The 21,724-nt window shown below is 63.4% G+C and carries 15 protein-coding genes; 10 read left to right on the top strand and 5 right to left on the bottom strand.

The window, feature by feature from the left end; genetic code table 11:
- The first annotated feature begins 20 nt into the window (after positions 1–20).
- Positions 21–419 (top strand): DUF3224 domain-containing protein, encoded by a 399-nt coding sequence (locus O9X62_RS13815; RefSeq protein ID WP_269533489.1) that lies wholly within the window; start codon positions 21–23, stop codon positions 417–419.
- Positions 420–435: 16 nt separating this feature from the next.
- Here O9X62_RS13815 and O9X62_RS13820 read toward each other — a convergent pair whose 3' ends face one another.
- Positions 436–1,356 (bottom strand): ABC transporter substrate-binding protein, encoded by a 921-nt coding sequence (locus tag O9X62_RS13820; protein WP_269533490.1) that lies wholly within the window; start codon positions 1,354–1,356, stop codon positions 436–438.
- 68 nt (positions 1,357–1,424) lie between these two features.
- Between O9X62_RS13820 and O9X62_RS13825 the strand changes: the two genes are divergently transcribed.
- Together O9X62_RS13825 and O9X62_RS13830 are read left to right on the top strand one after the other, a co-directional pair.
- Positions 1,425–1,607: a hypothetical protein gene (locus O9X62_RS13825; protein ID WP_269533491.1), complete on the top strand. Its 183-nt coding sequence runs from the start codon at positions 1,425–1,427 to the stop codon at positions 1,605–1,607.
- A 135-nt stretch (positions 1,608–1,742) separates the two neighbouring features.
- A complete protein-coding gene (locus O9X62_RS13830; RefSeq protein WP_269533492.1) occupies positions 1,743–3,779 on the top strand; it encodes a PhoX family phosphatase in 2,037 nt (678 codons plus the stop codon).
- Positions 3,780–3,870: 91 nt separating this feature from the next.
- Here the strand turns inward: O9X62_RS13830 and O9X62_RS13835 are convergent, their stop codons facing one another.
- Both O9X62_RS13835 and O9X62_RS13840 read right to left on the bottom strand, forming a co-directional pair.
- On the bottom strand, positions 3,871–6,942 hold the full coding sequence (locus tag O9X62_RS13835) for a diguanylate cyclase (protein ID WP_269533494.1): 3,072 nt from the start codon (positions 6,940–6,942) through the stop codon (positions 3,871–3,873).
- Entirely contained in the window at positions 6,926–7,684 is a 759-nt protein-coding gene (locus O9X62_RS13840) for an ABC transporter substrate-binding protein (protein WP_269533495.1), read from the bottom strand. Before O9X62_RS13840 ends, O9X62_RS13835 begins: the two co-directional genes overlap by 17 nt.
- 118 nt (positions 7,685–7,802) lie before the next feature.
- On the opposite strand from O9X62_RS13840, the gene O9X62_RS13845 reads away from it, so the two are divergent.
- From O9X62_RS13845 to O9X62_RS13860, 4 genes are all read left to right on the top strand, one after another.
- The gene (locus O9X62_RS13845; protein WP_269533496.1) at positions 7,803–8,132 is read left to right on the top strand and encodes an FKBP-type peptidyl-prolyl cis-trans isomerase; all 330 of its coding nucleotides are present in this window, start codon (positions 7,803–7,805) and stop codon (positions 8,130–8,132) included.
- Between the two features lie 69 nt (positions 8,133–8,201).
- A complete protein-coding gene (locus O9X62_RS13850; RefSeq protein ID WP_269533497.1) occupies positions 8,202–8,981 on the top strand; it encodes a DUF2189 domain-containing protein in 780 nt (259 codons plus the stop codon).
- Between the two features lie 48 nt (positions 8,982–9,029).
- Positions 9,030–9,986 (top strand): D-2-hydroxyacid dehydrogenase, encoded by a 957-nt coding sequence (locus O9X62_RS13855; protein WP_269533498.1) that lies wholly within the window; start codon positions 9,030–9,032, stop codon positions 9,984–9,986.
- A gap of 232 nt (positions 9,987–10,218) precedes the next feature.
- On the top strand, positions 10,219–13,950 hold the full coding sequence (locus tag O9X62_RS13860; protein ID WP_269533499.1) for an EAL domain-containing protein: 3,732 nt from the start codon (positions 10,219–10,221) through the stop codon (positions 13,948–13,950).
- A gap of 1 nt (position 13,951) precedes the next feature.
- Here the strand turns inward: O9X62_RS13860 and O9X62_RS13865 are convergent, their stop codons facing one another.
- The gene (locus O9X62_RS13865; RefSeq protein ID WP_269533501.1) at positions 13,952–14,614 is read right to left on the bottom strand and encodes a TetR family transcriptional regulator; all 663 of its coding nucleotides are present in this window, start codon (positions 14,612–14,614) and stop codon (positions 13,952–13,954) included.
- Positions 14,615–14,928: 314 nt separating this feature from the next.
- On the opposite strand from O9X62_RS13865, the gene O9X62_RS13870 reads away from it, so the two are divergent.
- The 3 genes from O9X62_RS13870 to O9X62_RS13880 all read left to right on the top strand — a co-directional run bounded on the left by O9X62_RS13870 (position 14,929) and on the right by O9X62_RS13880 (position 20,861).
- Entirely contained in the window at positions 14,929–16,161 is a 1,233-nt protein-coding gene (locus O9X62_RS13870; RefSeq protein ID WP_269533502.1) for an efflux RND transporter periplasmic adaptor subunit, read from the top strand.
- 133 nt (positions 16,162–16,294) lie between these two features.
- Positions 16,295–19,459, top strand: a complete 3,165-nt coding sequence (locus O9X62_RS13875; RefSeq protein ID WP_269533503.1) for an efflux RND transporter permease subunit — start codon at positions 16,295–16,297, stop codon at positions 19,457–19,459.
- Positions 19,449–20,861 carry an efflux transporter outer membrane subunit gene (locus O9X62_RS13880; protein ID WP_269533504.1) on the top strand — a complete coding sequence of 471 codons (1,413 nt, stop codon included), beginning with the start codon at positions 19,449–19,451 and terminating at the stop codon, positions 20,859–20,861. The genes O9X62_RS13875 and O9X62_RS13880 overlap by 11 nt, the downstream gene beginning before the upstream one ends.
- 35 nt (positions 20,862–20,896) lie before the next feature.
- Here O9X62_RS13880 and O9X62_RS13885 read toward each other — a convergent pair whose 3' ends face one another.
- Positions 20,897–21,673, bottom strand: a complete 777-nt coding sequence (locus tag O9X62_RS13885) for an ABC transporter substrate-binding protein (protein ID WP_269533505.1) — start codon at positions 21,671–21,673, stop codon at positions 20,897–20,899.
- Positions 21,674–21,724 lie beyond the last annotated feature (51 nt).

A 21,724-nucleotide genomic window follows, 5' to 3' on the forward strand; every position in this document is an offset into this window, starting at 1 on the left:
CCAGCACGCAAGGATCACCCATGCCCATCGCCCAAGGCCGCTTCCAGGTCACCATGACACCGCAAGCCGAGACCGGTTCCACCGATGGCGTCAGCAATCTGGGGCGGATGGCGTTGGACAAGGTGTTCGAGGGCGATCTGGCCGGTACGGGCAAGGGCGAGATGCTGACGGCGATGACGCAGACGCCAGGCTCAGCCGGCTATGTGGCGATCGAACGCTTCAGCGGCAGCCTGCATGGACGCCAGGGTGGTTTTGTATTCCAGCACAGCGGCACGATGACTCGCGGCGAGAAGCAGTTGTCGATTACGGTGGTGGCCGATTCAGGCGTGGGTGAGCTGGCCGGCATCCGTGGTGAGTTCAGCATCCGGATCATCGACGGCCAGCATCTGTACACGTTCGACTACGACTTACCCGGCTAACGGCTGAATCATTGCATCAAGGCCGATACCAGAGCCGCTTGTCGTTCAAGGGTGTGTGCTCGGGCAGGAGCGGGTTATCCAGGCGGATGACCGTCCGGTTCGAGGATTCAAGGTGTTTGAGCACATCGGCAAACCGCGCCCGGAACAGGGCATCAAAGCTGCCATCCGCGAGGGCCAGCATCAGGCCTCGTTCAATGGTCCGGGCCAGCTGTGGTTGCTTGCGGGAGACAAAAAAGTACGAATCTGCCGGATAGCGGATCAGCAGGTGCTCGTCCACCACTATCCCTTGTGCACGGAAGGTCTCCGCTTCGCGCCAGGCTTCCACGACCGAGCGCGGGCAATAGTCGTAGCGTCTTGCGCGCAGCATGGCAAACAGGCTGTCAAAACTGACTGCCGTCTGCACATTGAGGGCGTTGGCGATCAGGATGTCGCTATCCGGCCAGGTTCCCACCTGGCCAGCCGTGAAGCGGCGCAAGTCGTGAATCGTACGCACCTTCGCCAACAGCTCGCGCTGATCAGCACGCACGAGTGCAACGCGCCAACCCATCAGGCCCTTATAGATAGGCACCCTTACCGGCAGGAGATCATGCTCGCGTTCCCGGGTGGTCACGCTCCACATTACGTCCACCCCTTGCCCGGCCGCCAGTTCGCGTAGCGCGCGGCTTTGCGGGATGACCAGGGCAGACGGTGAGAGGGTGGCCGGGCTGCCCGCTTTTTTGAGGGCAAGCCGCAGGAGATCGACCGGATAATCGACTTGCGGGTGACCGGCGTGGGCGCGTTTGGGGTAAACCAATACCTCGGCGTGCGCGGGCACCATCAGCATGCGGGTGAGGAGCAGACAGGCAATCGCGATGCCCGCCACAGGCCATCGCCGCATCACGCTAGTCGATTGCTTGGTCAGGAACACCCCGTCCCCCAACAAAATCAGCGATTTCACCCATTTGGATGATGGCAAGCGTAGCACGCTGGCCTAGACTGCCGACAGCTTTCAAACGGGGAATCCCTATGACGACGCCACCCGCAGCCAGTACATCCGACGAACAGTCTGCACTGGCCTTGTGTGCCCGTATCGATGCACTGACCGCCGAGCTGCATGATGCACTGGCCCAGTTTCGTCAGGGCCACGGCATGCCGCCACCTGCCGACGCAATGCCCTCCCCCGCTGCAGCGTCCCAACAAAGGGCCTGAAGCACGGGCATGCCGACAGCGCGGGCGGGGCGCGGAGCCCTTGCCCGCGGTTCACCGCAACAAAAGCGTCAATCCCCGGTAATACGCACTCGCCACAATCGCCGCTCCAAAACACACAACGTCCTGGAGCGTGCCATGAGCCATATCGAAGACAGCGAGAACCAGTCGGTCAACCCGACTTCTGCCGAGCATTTCAACCAGCTGGTCGAACGCGTGATCAGCCGTCGCGGGGTCATGAAAAGTGGTCTGGGTTTGGGTGCCTTTGCTTTTCTGGGTGGCAGCCTGGCCGGTTGCAACAGCAGCGATCCGGTACCCGAAGCCCCCATTGCCCCGCCGACAACTCCGGCAGCACCGCTGATCAACTTCAAGGCCGTGGCCGCCGGCAGCGGTGACACCATTGTCGTGCCCGAGGGCTATCAGGCCGAGATCATGGCGCCTTGGGGCACCCCGCTGGTCAAGGGCGCACCTGCCTGGAAACCCGATGGCAGCAACTCCGGTGCCGACCAGGCCCTGCAAGTGGGCGACAACCACGACGGCATGCACTTCTTCCCCATCAGCGCCAACAGCAGCACCGAAGGCCTGCTGGTGATGAACCACGAGTACATCAACCCCGAATACTTCTACGCCTACGAGGCCGGCCAGACCGACGTCTTCGGCACCTGGACCCTCGACAAGGTGCGCAAGGCCCAGCACGCCCACGGCGTCTCGGTCATCCATATCAAGAAGGACAGCGCCGGCAAGTGGCAGATTGTGGCCGACTCGGCCTACAACCGCCGCATCCACGGCAATACGCCGATGACCATCACCGGCCCGGCGGCTGGCCACGCGCTGATGAAGACCAGCGCCGATCCGTTCGGCAGCTTTGTCTACGGCACGCTGAACAACTGCGGTAACGGCCACACGCCTTGGGGCACCTACCTGACCTGCGAGGAGAACTTCAACGGTTACTTCGGCACCACCGTAGCCGGCGCGACGCGCACACCGCTGATGAACCGCTATGGCCTGTCGTCGGGCCTCTCGGGCTATCGCTGGGAGCAGTTCGATACGCGCTTTGACTGGGCCAAGGAGCCGAACGAATCGAACCGCTTCGGCTGGATGGTGGAAATCGACCCGTTCGACCCGACCTCCACGCCCAAGAAGCGCACCGCGCTGGGCCGCATCAAGCACGAGAACTCGGCCTATGCACTGGCCAACGACAACCGCGTGGTCGTTTACATGGGCGACGATCAGGTCAACGAGTTCGTCTACAAGTTCGTGTCCGACGGCAAGTACGATGCCGCCAACCCCAACGCCAACCGCAATCTGCTCGATAGCGGCAAGCTCTATGTGGCCAAGTTCAACGACGGCGCCACCAAGGGCGACAGCATGGGCACCGGCGAGTGGGTACTGCTCGACAAGGTCGCCAACGCCGCACTGGCCGCCGATGCGAACTTCCCCGATCAGGCCACGGTGCTGATCAACACGCGCCAGGCCGGTACCGTGGTGGGTGCAACACCGATGGACCGCCCCGAGTGGGTCACTGTGCACCCCACCACCAAGGAGGTGTACCTCACGCTGACCAACAACTCAGGCCGCAGCGCCGCCAATGTGAACGACGCGAACCCGCGCGCCGCCAATATCTACGGCCAGATCATCCGCTGGCGCGAAGCTGGTGGCGATGCTGCCGCACTGACCTTCGAATGGGATCACTTTGTTCTTGCCGGCAACCCCAAGGCCAGCCCGCTGGTTTCAAACGGTTCCGGCAACATCAATGCCGACAACACTTTCAACAGCCCGGATGGCTTGGCGTTCGACCCTGAAGGCCGCCTGTGGATCCAGACGGATGGCTCGTTTGCCAACACGGGCGGCTATGCCACCCAAGGCAATAACCAGATGCTGATCGGCGATCCGAAGACCAAGGAAATCCGTCGCTTCCTGGTGGGCCCTGCCGGCTGTGAAGTCACCGGCATCACCTTTGCGCCGGATATGAAGACCGTGTGGGTCAACATCCAGCATCCGGGCGAATACGGCAGCCACCCGAATCGCCCCACGGTACCGGCCGGCACCAGCGCTGATGTCTACGCGCTGCAGAACCCGCTGGCCTTCAGCAAGTGGCCCGACGCGGCGGGTGGTCGGCCGCGCTCGGCGACTGTGGTCATCACCAAGAAGGATGGCGGCAAGATCGGCAGCTGATCGCCGTCTGCCTACGTCCAAAAAAGGGCCCGCCGATTGGCGGGCCTTTTTAATGTCTTGATTCCTGCCCGAGGCAGTAGCGACACTAAGGCTACCCAGCTGGCGCGCCGGGCTCATCCCAATCCAGCTCACCCTCTACGCTGCTGCTGGGGCGCAGTTTGCCCTGCGCCAGCAGGTCCACCAGCGGCTGGCTCAAGGCTGCCACCGGTAAATCCTGATCGGCCAGATGCAAGCCTACCCAAGCGTTGCGACCATTGCGTTTGGCCACATAGAGACAGCGGTCCGCCAGTGCGACGAGCACCTCCCAGTCAAAGCGGGCCGGGTCATCCACCGCAAAAGGATAGAGTGCAAACCCCGTGGAACAGGTGCAACTCAACGTTCGTCCGTCCGGCAGGGTAATCACCATCCTGGCCACCGCCTGGCGCAAACGCTCCAGCACGATCTCCGCGTCCTGACGCAAGGTGTGGCGCATGATCAGCAGGAATTCTTCACCGCCCCAACGCACCACCATGTCGGACTCCCGCACCGTGGTCGTCAGCACACCTGCGATGCGCTGCAGGACCAGATCACCGGCGGCGTGACCATACTGGTCGTTGATGTGCTTGAAGTGATCGATATCCACCAGCACCAGCAGCAAATCCGCGCCATGGCCCAGACCATCTGCCCGACGGGCGTAATCGCGGTTGACCTCGGCGAGGTGGGTGGGCAGGGCTTGCCCGAGGAAGCGCCGGTTGCGCAGACCGGTCAGCGGATCGGTCAGACTTTGCTCCTGCAGGGCCTGATTGGCCTTGGCCAGCTCCGTGGTGCGCGTGGTGACCATCAGCTCCAGCTCACGGGTGCGTACCTGCAGCCGGTGCAAGCGCCAGCGCAGGGCCAGATAGACCAGCAACACCAGGGTCAAACCTGCCGCGCCCATGGCCAGACGGGTACGCCACCAGGGTGGTTCAATCTGGAAGGCGAGCGCGGTCACCGGACCCCATGCGCCCTCGCGGAAGCGGGCACGCACTTCCAGGCGATAACTGCCGGGCGACAAGGCGGTATAGCGCGACTCGCGGTTCATGGTGTCGCGCCAGGCCGTCTCCTGACCCAGCAGGCGCACTTCGTAATGCACACTGGCAGCGTCGAGAAAACTCATCGCGGCAAATTCAACCTCCAGCACATTGTGCCGGTGTGCCACCGTGACTTCGCGGCCATCAGCCTGCAAGCCGACCTGCCCCAGCCGGGCACTGAGCAAGGCGACTCGGGGTGGCGCGGGCTGGCCGGCAAAATGTGCGGGTACAAACTCGGCCAGGCCGCTGCGCGTCCCGAGCCAGATACGGCCATCCGCCTCCGCCAGCATGGCCATCGCGTTGAGTTCCTCGTCCAGCAGGCCATCTTCCAGCCCGAACCGGAACGCATGCGGCTCGCTCGCCTGGGGCGCGGCAAAGCGTGTCAGACCTGCGGTATGCCCCACCCACAGAGCCCCATCGGGCGTTTCACCCAGCAGGTAGATATCCCGCTCCGGCATCTTGGGCCCCGCGCCCACACGCAGGGCATCCCCGCAGCGGGCCGGCGATGGAAAGGTGCTGATACGCCCCGGCTGGTCGAGATAGGCCAGATAGAAGTGCCCGGACGCCGACTCGGCCAGATACAGGGTTTTGTTCGAGGCCAAACCATCCGTAGCGCGATAACGATGCCAGCGGCCTGCTTCGAGGCAAGCCAAGCCATCACTGCCGGTTGCCCACACACGGCCCTGGCGATCCTTGAGCAGATGGGCAATCCGCTCATCAATGGTTCCGCCTGGCACAGGCTCGCGCACAAACTGCCAGCTACCATTGCGGCGCACGCCCCGCAGCAGGCCCGCATGGTAGGTCCCGGCCCACACAACCCCGCCATCCGCAAGCAAACGCAAGACACGCTGGCCATCATCGGGCAGGGGGATGGCTTGCAGCTGCCGTCCATCCCAGCGCCACAAACCATAAGGCTTGCCACCGAACAGCACACTGCCGTCGTCCAGTGGCAGCAGGGCGCGTACCTGTTTATCAGTGGTGTCGGGGACGCGCTGCCAGGCGCGCGCGCGCGCCTGTATCAGACCGGTTTCGGTGCCTACGAGCAGCTGACCTTTTACGTCCCGCGCGACAGACCAGACGTTGGCAGGCAGGCCTTGTCGCGGTGTATGGGCCCGCCAGACACCCCGTCCCACCAGGCGGTGCAGCCCCAAGCTGCCCAACCAGAGATTCCCCTCCCGATCCACCAGGCTGGCCCGCACGAAATCCGTCGGCAAGCCTTGTGCAAGACCCCAGTGTTGCCAATGGTCCGCCTGCCAGCGACTCACCCCGGTTTCGGTCGGAAACCAGATTGCGCCATCCGCAGCGATCTGCATGCGGGCGAGATAGGTATCTGCACGAACGAGTTCAGGTACGACTTCAAACCGGGTGGCACCGGCAGGCCGGACATAATGGTGATGCGAGGTGCGCGCCCAGACCCGGCCGTCCGGTGCGGCCATAATCTGATCCAGCTCTTCACGGGTCTCCCCGAACAGCTCGGCATGGGCGGTTTCCCAACCCTTGCTTGCGTGCCAGCGCCAGAGTGCACGCGGCTTGGCAATCCACATGGTCTGTCCGTCCGGGTCCAGGCTCACGGCATGAAAGCGGCCCCCGGGTCCACCCGCCAGCAGACCGACGCCTGTGGCTGTCCCGACATAGATACCCTCACGGGTAGCCAGCCATAGCTGGCCCTCCGGGCCAAGGCCAATGTCTTCCACACCCAGTTTGTCGGGGTAGCCGGGCAAGGCGGCATCAAAGCGCTCGCCACGCCAGCGTGCCGGGCCCTTATCGGTACCGACCCAAAGCTGCCCCTGCGCATCCAGCCGCAGTGCGTTGATCAGCCGACCCGGCAGGCCATCCTGCTCACCAAAACGGCGGAAGCGGTGGCCATCAAAGCGGTAAAGCCCATCATCGGTCGCCGCCCAGACGAACCCGACCGGGTCCTGAGCCAGCAGATTGATGCGCAGGCTGCCCAAGCCCTCTTCGCGGCCATAGGTTCTGAACGTCCAGCGGCCTTCGGGGTCCTGCGTATCAAGTGGCTTGGCCAATACAGCGCTGCTGCACAGGAGCAGCAGCCAGCCCGCCCAAGCGAGCCAGCGGCAGATACGATCAGGGAACGGGTCAGCGCCGCGCAGCATCGGTGCTCTCCGGTGCGCGTATTGTCCAGGTAGCCTGATAGCGTGCCTCCAGTCGCTTGGCCGTGCCATCCTGGCGCATGTCATCGATCGCTTTTTGCAGCAGGCGGACCGTCTGCGCCGAGGTCTGCCGCGAGCACGCCAGGTAATAAGGTACATCCCGCGCCTTGAGGACGGGGCGGATGTTGTTGATGCCCTCATCCTGCGCAAAGCGCTGCGCCATGTGCACCTGGGCGAGCCAGAGGTCGAAACGGCCATTCGCGAGCTTGCGCGCGTTGTAGCCATCGCTCGGGGAGAGGTCGATCAGCTGGAAGCCATTCTCCTTGAGCCAGTAGGTACTGGCTGTTCCCGAAGCACTGCCCACACGGTAGCGCCGCGCATCCTCCAGGGACTGGATCGGGCCACGGAAATCGTCGCGCGCAAAGAAGGCCCATTCTGCGGTAGCAATCGGCCCCACCCACTGGAACTGGGCCTCACGTTCGGCCAGGCGTGCCAGCGAGTAGACACAGGTATCCCGGCCCGCCTTGGCAATGGCAACACTGCGCGCCCACGGCAACTGATGATGCCGAGCCTTGACGCCGGCGCGGCGGGTCATCTCGTCGAGCACCTCCACCGCCAAGCCGCTGACCTGCACGCCATCGCGGCTGAACTGCTGGAACGGTGGGTTATCGCCGGAATAGAAGGTCAGCTCGCTGGCGGTTGCCGGGAGGCTCAGAACCAGCATGATCAGGATGGCGAGGCGCATGGTTCATCATTCACCACCACGGCGGTGCTGGCAAGTCACCATGGTCTGCTGCTGGCGTCGCGATGGCGCGTTATCATGGCGACCTGTTTTTCCGATCAAACCACCCGAAAGCTGCACCATGACCGACACCCTCCTGATTGAAGACATCCAGATTGGCGACGGCGCCGAAGCGCAAGCCGGCCAGGAAGTCACTGTTCACTACACCGGCTGGCTCACCGATGGCAAAAAGTTCGACTCCAGCAAGGATCGCGGCATCCCCTTCTCGTTCCCGCTGGGCGCAGGCCATGTGATCAAGGGCTGGGATCAGGGCGTGGCCGGCATGAAAATCGGCGGCGTGCGCAAGCTGACGATTCCCGCCAGCCTGGGCTACGGCACCCGCGGTGCCGGCGGCGTGATTCCGCCGAACGCCACACTGGTGTTCGAAGTCGAGTTGCTCGGCCTCGAATAAGCACGCTGGGGCAGCCTCTCGGGCTGCCCTTGTTCATTCCACCGCCCACAATAAATCGAGGAGACGATCATGGCGGAAGAACTGAACGCAGCGGCAGCACCGGACTGGCTCAACGAGCTCAAGGTCCGCAACCTGCCCTGGCATACCCCGTTTGCCTGGCTACGCGCCGGCTGGGGTGACCTGCGTGCCATGCCACATGGCAGCCTGTTCTACGGGCTGGCCTTCGTGATCATGGGCTGGGCGCTGTACGCGATCATGGGCCGCGCACCTGAGCATGTGCTCACGCTCACGGCGGCCTTCTTGCTGATGGGTCCGTTCACCTGTCTGGGCCTCTACGAGATCAGCCGCCTGCACGAAAAGATCGACAAGGTGCGGCTCGCGCCCACCTTCACGGCTTTCCGCCACAATATCGCCGGAATCGGCTTCTTCTCTGCCCTGCTGGCGCTGCTGGTGGCCGGCTGGATGCGGGTTTCGGTGGTGGTATTTGCACTGTTCTTTACCGATAACGTGCCCGATCTCAAGCTCATGCTGTCGGTACGTTTCCTGACGGAAGAGAACTTGCTGTTCCTCGTTGTCTGGCTCGGCTCCGGCGCGCTGTTCGCCGCGCTGGCATTCGCGCTCTCGGTCGTCTCGATCCCGCTGATGCTGGACCGCGATGCCGACACCATCAGCGCCATGTTCGTGAGCCTGCGCGCCTGCGTTGCCAACCCCGCCTGCATGCTGGTGTGGGGCCTGTGCATCGTGGTGCTTGTGCTGGCAGGCTTTGCGCTGTTCGGGCTCGGCATCATCGTCACCGCACCACTGGTAGGTCACGCCACCTGGCACGCCTACCGCGCACTGGTCGTCTGAGCGCAGGCAGGGCACACTGCGCTCATCCGCCGCCCTGCCCTGCTCCCCATGCTCCGAATCGTTTTTCTCGACCGCGACAGTCTGCCCGTCCCGCTGCGTCAGCCTGATCTGCCCCACCAGTGGGTCAACTACTCAGCTACCACACCTGCCCAGTTGCTCGACCACTGCCGCGGTGCGGATGTCGTCGTCAGCAACAAAGTCGTGCTCAATGCCGACACGCTGGCTGCGCTGCCTGACCTGAAGCTGATTGCGGTTGCCGCCACCGGCGTCAACAACGTTGATCTGGCAGCCGCTAAGGCTCATGGCATCGCCGTCTGCAATATCCGTGGCTATGCCGAAACCACTGTGCCCGAACACGCATTGATGCTGATGCTGGCACTGATGCGCAATCTGCCCGCTTACCAGCACGATCTGGCTGCCGGCGCCTGGCAGCAATCGCCGCACTTCTGCCACTTTGGTGCCCCGATCCGTGATCTGCGTGGTCGTACGCTGCTGATTGTGGGCGCCGGCTCGCTGGGCCGCGGCACCGCCAGGCTGGCCGAAGCTTTCGGCATGCAGGTGCTGTTTGCCGAACACAAGGGTGCAACAAGCGTTCGGCCCGGCTATGTCGATTTTGGCGCAGGCCTGGCCGCTGCCGATATCGTCAGCATCCACTGCCCGCTCAATGACCGGACACGCGGGCTGATCGGTGCGGCCGAGCTGGCACACATGCGTCAGGGCACGGTGCTGATCAACACCGCACGTGGCGGGATCGTTGATGAAGCGGCCTTGCTGGCGGCGCTGCGCAGCGGCCATCTGGGTGGTGCCGGGTTTGATGTGCTGCTTGAGGAGCCACCGCGCCAGGGCAATGCGCTGCTGGATGTCCAGCTGCCCAATCTCATCATGACCCCGCATGTGGGCTGGGCCAGCTACGAGGCCATGAGCGCGCTGGCGGAACAGCTGGTCGGCAATATCGAGGCTTGGGCCCATGGCACACCCAGACATCTGGTCCAGCCTTCGCCGTGATCGTCAGGCGGCGTCCGGTCAGTGTGGCATTTCGGCTGCACTGCTCACGCTTTGTGCCACGTAAATTCAAGATTCCTAATATGCTTTCAAGCATACCTGAATGGTCTGTTGCCGGCCGACCCATTCCGGCAAGTCGGCCAAACCCAGCTATCCCCTGATGTAACCCTGTCGGATTGATGGTCTGTTTTGTTGTGCGTTAGCGCTTTACCGCGGGGAAGGTCCAGTTAAACCCATGGAGTTGTTCGCACAGGATGAGGCCGTCGCCGCACTCGAAACGAGTCTGGCCACGCTGACCGGCGAGGAGCGGCTGTCGGCACTGCTGCCACTGGCATGGCACCTGCGCCAGCGAGACTGCGAACGTGCCCTCAAGCTCGCGGACGAAGCGCACGGCCTGCTGGCTGCTGATCGCACCGAGTCCCGTCACACCATGGCACTGCGCGCCCGCCTGACCCTGCTGAAGGCCGAGATACGCGCGTTGTTTGCCGATCTGGGCGAAGCCGAGGAACTGGCAAAGGCCGCGCTGACCGCGTTCCAGCGCATTGACGATCCCATCGGTGCGGGAGACTGCCTGTGGCTGCAAGGCAGCATTGAAGTCGACCGTGGTAACCGGGCACAGGTCGAAGCGCTGCAAGCCGAGACACTGGCCGCCTATCGAGCCGGTGCTGACCCGATACGGGAACAAGCCTGCATCGCCCGCTCACTGGCCATGACGGCCTTTTCCGACCCCGACAAGGCGGCAGCCGGCATTACCAAGCATTTCCCCGACAAGCAGCACCATGATCCGGGCCTGCATGCGCTGGTGGCGATTGCCCGCGCCAATGTCGCGGGCCTGACCAACGACCCCGGTACCGCACTCAAGTACGATCTGGAGGCCTACCACGGCGCACTGGGCAGCGGTCAGCTCAGGCAGGCGCTGGTTTGTGCCTCCAATGTGGTCGAAGGCTTCGCCACACTGGGCGAGCTGGACACCGCCCTGCAGTGGAGCGAGCAATCGCTGGCGCTGGCACGACGGAGCCGCTGGCCAGGCAGTATCGGGGTATGCCTGATGCAGACCGGCGACGTACTGCGCCAGGTTGGCCGGCCCGAAGAAGCGCGCGAGCACCTGCTGGAAGGCCTGGCGGTGATGGCGGCACTGGCCGGCTCGCGCAATCAGGAACAGATACTCGGCCACCTTGGACAACTGGAACTCGACGACGGCAACGATACCGAGGCGATCGCGTGGTTCCAGCGTCTTGAAAACGGCCTCAGCGCACAACGCGAGCCCGATCTGCTGATGAAGGCCTTGCGTGGGCGGGCTACCTGCCTGTCTCGCCTGGGACGCTCGACAGAAGCACTGGACTGCGCCAACGCGGCACTGGATCTGGCGCGCGCGCATCGCAATGCCGACGGCCAGATCCGTTCGCTGATCGTACTGGCAGAAATCCACCACGATCCGGCGCTGCCACCACCACCCGGCATGAAAGCCGCGGCAGCCCCCCTGCATTTTCTGGAGCAGGCCCTGCAGCAGGCCGAATCCATCAGCGGCTATGCCGTTCCCGTCGAATTGTTCACACGGCTGGCCCAGGCCCATGCCGACAGCGGCGATTACCGTGCGGCCTACGAATGTGGTCAGGCCGCCCATGCCGCGCGTAACCGTACGCGCAGCGAAGAAGCCCAGCGGCGTGCTCTGGCCATGCAGATCCGCAACGAGGTGGACCGTGCCCGCGCCGATACCGAACACCACAAGCGCCTCGCCGGCACCTTGCAGGAAGCCAACGCCACCCTGGAAACCCTGGGCCGGATCGGACGGGAAATCACCGCAAGCCTCGATGCCAATGCGGTATTCGAAGCGCTCTACCGCCATGTCAACCGACTGCTTGATGCGGCTTCGTTTGCCATTTACCTGCTCGACGAACCCACCGGCATGCTCAGCGTGGCCTTCGGTGTGGACAACGGCCAGCCCCATCCCGCCTATCAGGTCTTGCTGACCAGCAAGACCTCGCTGGCAGCGCGCTGCGCCCGTGAACGGCGGGAGATCGTCATCGACCATAACGAGGACGATGTCGCCACCCGCACCATACCCGGCACGGTCGTTACCGAGAGCATGCTGTTCTCGCCGCTCGAAGCGGGCAAACGCCTGCTTGGGGTGATGACCATCCAGTCGGAACATCCTCACGCCTACAGCGAACGGGAATGCTCGATCTTCCGCACCCTCTGCGCCTATGGCGCCATCGCGCTGGACAATGCGGCCGCCTATGGCGCCATGGAAGCGGCACGCCGCCACGCCGCCGAGCAGGAGCAGGAACTACGGGTAGCCGCTGCCGCGTTTGAGTCGCAGGAAGGCATGATGATCAGCGACAGCCAGCGCGTCATCCTGCGAGTCAACAGTGCGTTCACCCGCATTACCGGTTACCCCGCCGATGCCGTGGTGGGCAAACTGCCCGACCTCTTCCGCTCTGCCAGACACGACAGCGAGTTTTACGACCAGATCATCCGCACCGTCATGACTGCCGGTAGCTGGCAAGGCGAGATCTGGATACGCCATGCGCGAGGGCACCCCTTCCCGCTCTGGCTGGTGGTCACAGCCGTGCGTGCTGCCGATGGCACCATCACCAACCTGGTCTATGCCCTGGTCGACATCACCGAACGCAAGCTAGCCGAGGATGAAATCCGCAGCCTCGCCTTCTACGATCCGCTCACCAACCTGCCCAATCGCCGCCTCCTGATGGACCGGTTGCGCCAGGCGCTGGCCCAGAGTGATCGCAATGGCCAGGAAGGCGCCCTGCTGTTTGTGGACCTCGATAACTTCAAGAAGCTCAACGACACGCGCGGCCACGATGTAGGCGACTTGCTGCTGCAGGAAGTCGCCAAACGCCTGAGCGCCCATCTGCGCGAGGGAGATACCGTCGCGCGGCTCGGTGGCGACGAGTTCGTGATCTTGCTCGAAGGCATCAGCGACGATGCACTGGAGGCCGCAGAGCGCGTGGAAGTGGTGGGCAAGAAAATTCTCGCCACACTCAATGAACCCTATGTCTTGCAAGGCAGCGCCCATCACAGCACCCCTAGCGTTGGTGTCTGCCTGTTCAGGGGCCAGGCCATTACGGTGGAGGAACTGCTCAAGCAGGCCGACCTTGCCATGTACCAGGCCAAGGCAGCCGGACGTAACACCGTGCGCTTTTTCGATCCGGCCATGCAGGCTGCCGTCAGTGCCCACGCTGCACTGGAAGCCGACTTGCGCCAGGCGCTGGATGACCAGCAGCTATCCCTGTTTTTCCAGCCACAGGTAGACCGGCAGGGCCTGATCGTGGGTGCCGAGGCACTGGTCCGCTGGCGTCACCCCGAACGCGGCATGGTCTCGCCAGCCGACTTCATTCCGCTGGCCGAGGAAACCGGCCTGATCCTGCCGTTAGGAGACTGGGTGCTCGATACGGCCTGCCGGCAGTTGGCCGCCTGGGCAGCCTGCCCGGCCAGCGCCCACCTCACCGTGGCCGTGAATATCAGCGCCCGCCAGTTTCACGATGCCGGCTTCTCCCAGCTGGTTCACGAGGCAGTGGCCCGTCACGGCATCCGCCCCGACCTGCTCAAGCTGGAACTCACGGAAAGCCTGCTGCTGAAAGACGTAGAGAGCGTGATCGCGAAGATGAACGCACTGCGCATGCTGGGCATCCGCTTCTCGCTCGACGATTTCGGCACCGGCTACTCGTCCCTGTCTTATCTCAAGCGCCTGCCACTTTCCCAACTCAAGATCGACCAGAGCTTCGTGCGCGATATTTTTGACGATACCAATGACATGGCCATCGTCCGTGCCGTCGTCACCCTGGGGCAGAGCATGGGGCTGGAAGTCATCGCCGAAGGCGTGGAGACCGAGCAGCAGTGGCGCTATCTGCAGGAAATCGGTTGCAACCGTTATCAGGGCTATCTGTTCGGCAAACCCGCGCCCGCCGCCTCACTCAGCGCACTGCTCGACCCAGCCCGCGCCGCCTGAATCAGCCTTGCGGCATGGCTTTGCACCCAGCGCCGGCAACCGGCATGGGGGGCGCATTGCGCAGCCCCACGAAAAACGTCTCCATCAGCCAATCAGCCTGTTCGGCCAGATCGAACTCGCGATGCTCCAGCCATTCGTGGATGCAACCGACCAGAAAGCTGTTCAACGCAAACGCGGCCAGACAAGTGTTCAGGTGCGGGGGTAGCTGACCCAGCTCCTGGGCCACGCGGAGCACGCTGGCCAATTGCGAGCGACAGTGCTCGCCACGCTGCTGCTCGGCGGCCATCACGTTCTGTACGGTGTCGTTGAGTTCAACGCGGAACATCATGATTTCAAACACGCGCTGGGTATGCGAATCGGAACCGACCTGACGCAGGATATTGGCGCCATCGTCACGCAAGCGCCCGAGCGGATCGGGGCCTGGTGCGGCAGCCAGCGTTTCCAGCATCGCTTGCATGGGTAGCGATACACGGTCGCACATTGCCGCGAACAGATCGCCCTTGTCCTTGAAGTGCCAGTAAACGGCGCCACGGGTCAGATTGGCCTCGCGGGCAATATCGTCTAGCGTGGTTTTGCCCACACCCTTGCGCAGGAACACGGCTTCCGCCGCATCCAGCAATTGTTCGCGCGTTTCCGCGGCTTGTTCTTTGGTTCGTCGTGCCATGGTGCGATTTTATATCTTTAAGCAACCGGTCCGCGAAACAACATGCCACAGCGGGTTCCGGCAGATTGCAGGGAAAAACCCTGACGTCGATACGGTTTACAAACATTCATGAATGTATTTAAAATCCGGGCCAACGTCAATCGATCCGGCCAGACGGTGCCGTCATACAGGGTCATCAGCCTGCACGGGCCGACCTGATCCACCATCGCACTGGCAGGTGTAACAAGCAGTTCCTATGCTGGTTGCTTACACCGCACGGGGCACGCCCGGATCGGACGCACTTTTTCTTATTTACTTTCCCAGCGAGGAAATCCATGCCCGCCCAAGGTCATACCCGCACTGCACTGCGCCTGACGCCCGTGCTTGTTCTTACAGCCCTGCTCGCCGCCTGCGGCAAGGGCCAGCCCGACGGCGGTCATGGTGGCATGCCGCCCGCCATGGTCACGTACCAGGTCGTCAAGGCCGGCGATGTCCCCGTCGATTTCGAATACCCCGGCCAGTCCGCCGGCTCGCGTGAAGTAGAGATCCGTGCCCGTGTCACGGGTATTGTCGACAAGCGTCTGTATGAAGAAGGCGCACGCGTGAAGGCGGGTACCTCGCTGTTCCGCATCGACCCCGCCACCTACGCGGCCGCGGCGGCTGCTGCCGATGCCAATGTGACCACCGCCGAAGCCCGCCTCAAGCAAGCCGAGCGCGATTACAACCGCGTCAAGCCGCTGATCGAAAGCAAGGCCATCAGCCAGCAGGAATTCGATAACGCTGCCTCCAACTTCGATATCGCCAAGGCGGCGCTCAAGGCCGCCCAGGCGCAGGCCCGTGCGACCAGCATCGACCTGGGTTACACCGATGTCCGCGCGCCCATCAGTGGCGTGGTTGGCCGTGCGCTCAAGGTGGAAGGCTCGCTGGCCAATGCCCAGGGCGACAGCCTGCTGGCCACGATGGCGCAGACCGATCCGATCGACGTGAACTTCGCTCTGTCCGAATCCGACCGCACCCGCGTGCAGGCCGAAGTTGCCAGCGGCGCGATCAAGCTGCCCGAAGGCGGCTACACGGTGAAGCTCAAGACGTCTGACGGTAACTGGCTCAAGCACACCGGCAAGCTCGACTTCAGCGACTACAAGGCCGACACGACGACGGGTACGTATTCCTCGCGCGCCCGTTTTGCCAACCCCGACAACACCCTCACACCCGGCCAGTTCGTCCGCGTCGTGCTCTCGGGCGCCACGCGCCCGAACAGCATCGCCGTGCCGCAACGCGCGGTGCTGGACGGCCCGCAAGGCAAGTTCGTCTACACCGTGGGCGCCGGCCAGGATGGCAAGCCGGCCGCCGTGCCGATGCCGGTCGTGGTGGGTGACTGGGTCCGCCTCGATGGCAAGGAGCCGAACGGCTGGCTGATCAAGCAGGGTCTCAAGGGTGGCGAGAAGGTCATCGTGGATGGCACCGCGCGCATCTTCTTCCCGTTTGCGCCGATTGTGCCGATGACGCCCGAAGAAGCCGCCAAGGCCGCCCAACAGCCGCCCGGTGGCGCCCCCGCCGCCAAGCACTAATACAGCCCGTCTCCCCCGGTGACCGGGGTTGGGGTAAGGAAGCGCCCGTTGCCGCATTGCACCGCGCCGCCTCACCTAGACCCGCTCGCTGAGAGAGAAGGAAAGAGACAAGGCTCATAAGGAATCCGCCTCCATGTTCTCCCGATTTTTTATCGACAGGCCCATCTTCGCCTTCGTGATCTCGATCTTCATCGTGATCGCGGGTCTGGCGGCGATGCGTATCCTGCCCATCGCGCAGTATCCCGAAATCTCGCCACCGGTCGTTCAGGTGCGCGCCTTCTACCCCGGTGCCTCGGCTGAAACCATTGCCGAAACCGTGGCGGCTCCGCTCGAAAACGCCATTACCGGCGTCGAGGGCATGATGTACGTAGCCTCGACCTCGACCTCGAACGGCGCGGTGGAAATCGCCGTCACCTTCGAAATCGGTACCGATGTCGACAAGGCTGCCCAGAACGTCAACAACCGCGTCAAGCAGGCCGATGCCAAGCTCCCCGAAGAAGTCCGCCGCCAGGGTGTGACCGTGGAGAAGGGTTCGTCCGCCTTCCTGCAGGTGCTGGCCTTCTACTCGCCGGACAACACGCATAGCGACATCTACATGTCCAACTATGTGACGCTGAACGTGCTCGACCGGATCAAGAAGATCCCCGGCACCACCAGCGTGCAGATCTTCGGCGCCAAGGACTACGCAATGCGCATCTGGCTCAAGCCCGATCGCATGGCGCAGCTCAAGGTCACCGTGCCCGAAGTGGCGGCTGCGATTGCCGAGCAGAACGCCCAGTTCGCACCGGGCAAGATCGGCCAGTCGCCCAACGGCGGCAATCAGGAAATGGTCTACACCATTACCGCCAAGGGTCGTCTGAGTTCGGCTGAAGAGTTCGAGAACATCATCGTCCGCAGCCAGTCCGACGGTGCCAAGCTGCGCCTCAAGGATATTGCCCGCGTCGAACTCGGCTCCAAGGACAACGACTTCAACGGTACCTATAACGGCAAGCCTGCCGTGCTGATGGGTATCTTCCTGCAGCCGGGCGCCAATGCGCTGGATGTGGCCACCGAGGTCAAGACCGCCATGACCGAAATGGCCGCCGACTTCCCCAAGGGCATGACCTACGCCGTGCCTTACGACACCACGCGTTTCGTGGAAGTGTCGATCAAGGAAGTGGTCAAGACCCTGGCCGAAGCCATGGTGCTGGTGTTCCTCGTCGTGTTCCTGTTCCTGCAGAACTGGCGCGCCACGCTGATCCCGACACTGGCCGTACCGGTGTCGCTGATCGGTACCTTCGCCGGTCTGCATCTGCTGGGTTACTCGATCAACACGCTGACCTTGTTCGGCATGGTGCTCGCCATCGGTATCGTGGTGGATGACGCCATCGTGGTGCTCGAAAACGTCGAACGGATCATGCACGAGCAGCATCTGCCCGCGCGTGAAGCAGCGCTGCAAGCCATGAAGGAAGTGACCGGCCCGGTCATCGCCATCGTGCTTGTACTGTGCGCCGTATTCGTCCCGATTGCCTTCCTGGGCGGTCTCACCGGTGAGCTGTACCGCCAGTTTGCGGTCACCATCTCCATCGCCGTGGTGCTCTCGGGCTTGGTTGCGCTGACCATGACCCCTGCCCTGTGCGTGCTGATGCTCAAGCGCGAACACAAGCAGACGGCCAAGTTCTTCCTCTGGTTCAACGACTGGTTCCACCGCATGACCGGCCGCTATGTCGGCGGTGTCACCTTCATGATGAAGCGTGGCCTGCTCGGCATCGTCCTGTTCGGCGGCATGATCGTGATGACGGCGGGTCTGTTCAAGATCACCCCCGGCTCGCTGGTACCCGATGAAGACCAAGGCTATTACATCGGCGCGGTGTTCCTGCCCGATGGCGCCTCGCTGCAACGGACCGACGCGGTGCTCAAGCAAGTGGTGGGCGCCATCCAGTCCAACCCGGCCAACGAGCACGTGATTGCCTTTGCCGGTCTGGATTTCATCGGCGGCGGCTTCAAGAACAACGCCGCCACGATCTTCGTTACCCAGAAGCATTGGGACGAGCGTACCCAGGACACCAAGGCGCTGGTCGGCGAGTTCTTCATGAAGACCGGTGGCATCAAGGAAGCGCTGGTACTGGCTTTCGCCCCGCCTGCCATCTTCGGCCTGGATAACACCGGTGGCTTTACCGTTTACCTGCAGAACAAGGGTGAAGGTGGCGCCAAGGCGCTGGCACCGGCAGTTGGCACCGTGATGGGCGCTGCCATGCAGAGCCCGGTGCTGGCCGGCGTACAGACGCTGTGGAAAGCCAACGCGCCGCAGCTGTATGTGGATGTGGACCGCGAACGTGCCAAGGCACTCGGTGTACCGCTCAACGACGCCTTCAACACGCTGTCGGGCACGCTGGGTACCTATTACGTGAACGACTTCAACAAGTACGGTCGTGCCTGGCAGGTGCTGATGAGTGCGGATTCGCAGTACCGCAAGCGTCCTGAAGACATCGGCAATATGTATGTGAAGAACCAGCACGGCCAGATGGTGCCGCTGTCGGCCTTCGCCAAGGTCGAGTACAGCACCGGCCCGGATACGGTAGATCGCTACAACAATCTGCCGGCCGTGAAGCTGCTGGGCAGCCCCAAGCCCGGTCACTCCTCGGGTGAAGCCATTGCCGCCTTCGAAGGTCTGGCAAAGTCCGTGCTGCCCAAGGACGTGAGCTTTGAATGGACAGGCGCTGCCTTCCAGGAAAAGAAGGTCACCAGTGCCTCTGCGCTCGCGCTGGTACTGGCTGCGGTGATGGTGTTCCTGATCCTGGCCGCACAGTACGAGAAGTGGTCGCTGCCGTTCTCGGTGCTGCTGGCCATGCCCTTCGGTATCTTCGGTGCGCTGCTGGCCGTATTCCTGCGGGGCTACAGCAATGACGTTTACTTCCAGATCGGTCTGGTCACGCTACTCGGCCTTGCGGCCAAGAACGCGATCCTGATCGTGGAATACGCCGTCATGAAGCACCACGAAGGCTATCCGCCAGCCGCCGCTGCCATCGAGGCCGCCCGTCTGCGCTTCCGCCCCATCATCATGACCTCGCTGGCCTTCATTCTTGGCGTACTGCCGCTGGCCATCAGCCATGGTGCCGGTGCCGGTGCGCGGACTTCGGTCGGTACCGGTGTGGTCGGCGGGATGATTGCCGCAACCTTCCTGGCCATCTTCTTTGTCCCGCTGTTCTACAAGCTGATCACCGACTGGCGCATCAAAACGCCGGCCGAAGAACTCGTGCCGCCGAGTGCCGAGAACAACTATGGCATCGTTGAAGGAGCACATCGCGATGAAAAGTAAGAACCTGCAACACAGCCTGCTCGCCGTGACCCTCGCGGCCGCGCTGGCCGGCTGCGCCACGGCCGTGCCGCCCGCGGTCGAACTGCCGCAGCACCGCAGCGAACAAGCTGCGGTTGAGCTCGACGCCTGGTGGACCAGCTTCAACGACCCGACGCTGACAGCACTGATCGATGAAGCCCTGGCCCACAACGCCGACGTGCAGACCGCCCTCACCGGGGTCGAGCAATCCAAGGCCACGCTGCGCGAAGCGCGCGTTGCCCTGCTGCCCGACGCCAGCCTGAGCCTCACATCGAGCCGCCAGAACCCTAGCAATGAGGTATCGCAGCCCGGCCAGGCCGGCGTAGGCAGCAACCATCGTGGCGGCATCGCCATCAGCTATGAGCTCGATCTGTGGGGCCGGGTCTGGAAAGCCAAGGACGCCGCCGCCGCCATGCTGCTGGCCAGCGAGTACGCCAAGGAAACCACGCGCGCTGCCGTGGCGGCCCAAACAGCCAAGAGCTACTTCGCCTTGCTCGCACTCGATGCCAACGAAGCCTTGCTGACGCAAACGCTGGCCACACGTGACGAATCGCTGGCGATTGCCAACGCGCGTTACAAGGTCGGTGCGATTGGCGACTACGAGCTCAAGCTCGCCGAAACCGAACGCGCCGCCGTAGCCGCCGCCCTGCCCAAGGCCCGCGCTGGCCGCGTGCAGGCCGAGGCCGCACTGGCCGTGTTGCTGGGCCGCAACCCCAAGGATGTGGTGGAAGGTCGTATCGAACGTGGCAACGGTCTGACCAAGCTGGCCGAGGCGCCGGAGATTCCGGTCGGCCTCTCGTCCGACCTGCTGCAACGCCGGCCCGACGTCAAGCGTGCCGAAGCCCAGTACGCCTACGCCGAAGCCCTGCTCGGTGAAGCCCGCCGCCGCTACTTCCCGAGCCTGTCGTTGACCGGCTTTGCCGGTGGCGAAAGCGCCTCGCTGAGCAACCTGCTCGACGCCCCGGCCCGTACCTGGAACATCGCTGCCAGCCTGCTGCAACCCATCGTGGGCATGGCACGCATCGATGCCCAGGTGGACGCCGCCAAGTCACGCAAGGAAGCCGCCGACATCGCCTATGCCCAGGCAGCCCGCGCAGCCTATGGCGATGCCCGCGCCGCACTGGCCGGCCATCGTGGCGCACGCGAGTCGCTGGCCGCCACGCAAGTCCGTGCCGAAGCGCAAAACCGCGTGAAGGTACTGACCGAGCAGCGCTACAAAGCCGGTGTCAGCAGCTATCTGGACTTGCTCAACGCCGAACGTGATCGTCTCGCCGCCGAGCGCGATCACGTCAGTGCGCTGCAAGACCGCGTGGATGCGCTAGTTACGGTGTACCAGGCACTCGGGGGTGGCTGGCCCGGCACCCGTGTTGCCAAGGCTGACTAAGCCACTGCAAGGCAAGATGAAAAGCCGCTGATTCGTCAGCGGCTTTTTGTTTTCTTGGCGGGCGGCGCATCCGGTAACAGGCGCTGGTAGCTGCCGTCCGCCTTCATGGCCATCAAGGCCTCATTGAATCTGGTCAGCAGCGCCGCCGAGCCGGGCGCATCACGCGGCGCAATCAGCGCCAGCTCGGTCGCCCCCACGGGTATGGCAGACCGCTCGAAGCGGTGCTCCATGCCGTTGATTGCGAACAATGTTCTGGCCAGCAAATCCATCAGGACGATGCCATCCGCGCGGCCAGCGCTGACCATGCGGATGCAGCTATGGATATCGTTCGGCCGTTCCAGCCGCAGCGTGCCCATGGCCACCGCTGCATCGACCTTGTCCTGCCCCACGGCTGCCCAACCGTTGGGCACACATAGCGCCTGCTTCTTGAGTGTGGTGGGCCGGTGCAGATCAAACTGCCGGCCGGGCAAGGTGAACAGATAGGACTGACTCTGGATGATGGGCGCCGAGTACAGGAACACCTTTTCACGCTCCGCCGTGCGGATATACGGAAACGTAGCCTGATACTTGCCTGCCAGCGTGGCGGCATAGCCCCGCTTCCAGGGCAGCACTTCAATCTGGCTGGCCTCCCCCATGCGTGCGAAAACCGCCTTGACTATCTGCACGGTCAAGCCACCACCGGGTTCAGCCTCATCGGCAAAGGGGGGGTAAGCCGTACCAGTTGCCAGCAATACCGGCGCCGCGGTCGCCAACACAGGGCAAAACAGACAGAGTGCAGCAAGATAAAGACGGGTAGAGAAGCAGGCGGGCATGCATCGTTCTAGCAAGTCGCGCCGCCCTGAACAAGCGCGCCATGTCATGGG

The sequence above is a fragment of the Chitinimonas sp. BJYL2 genome (assembly GCF_027257935.1).
GTDB lineage: Bacteria > Pseudomonadota > Gammaproteobacteria > Burkholderiales > Chitinimonadaceae > Chitinimonas.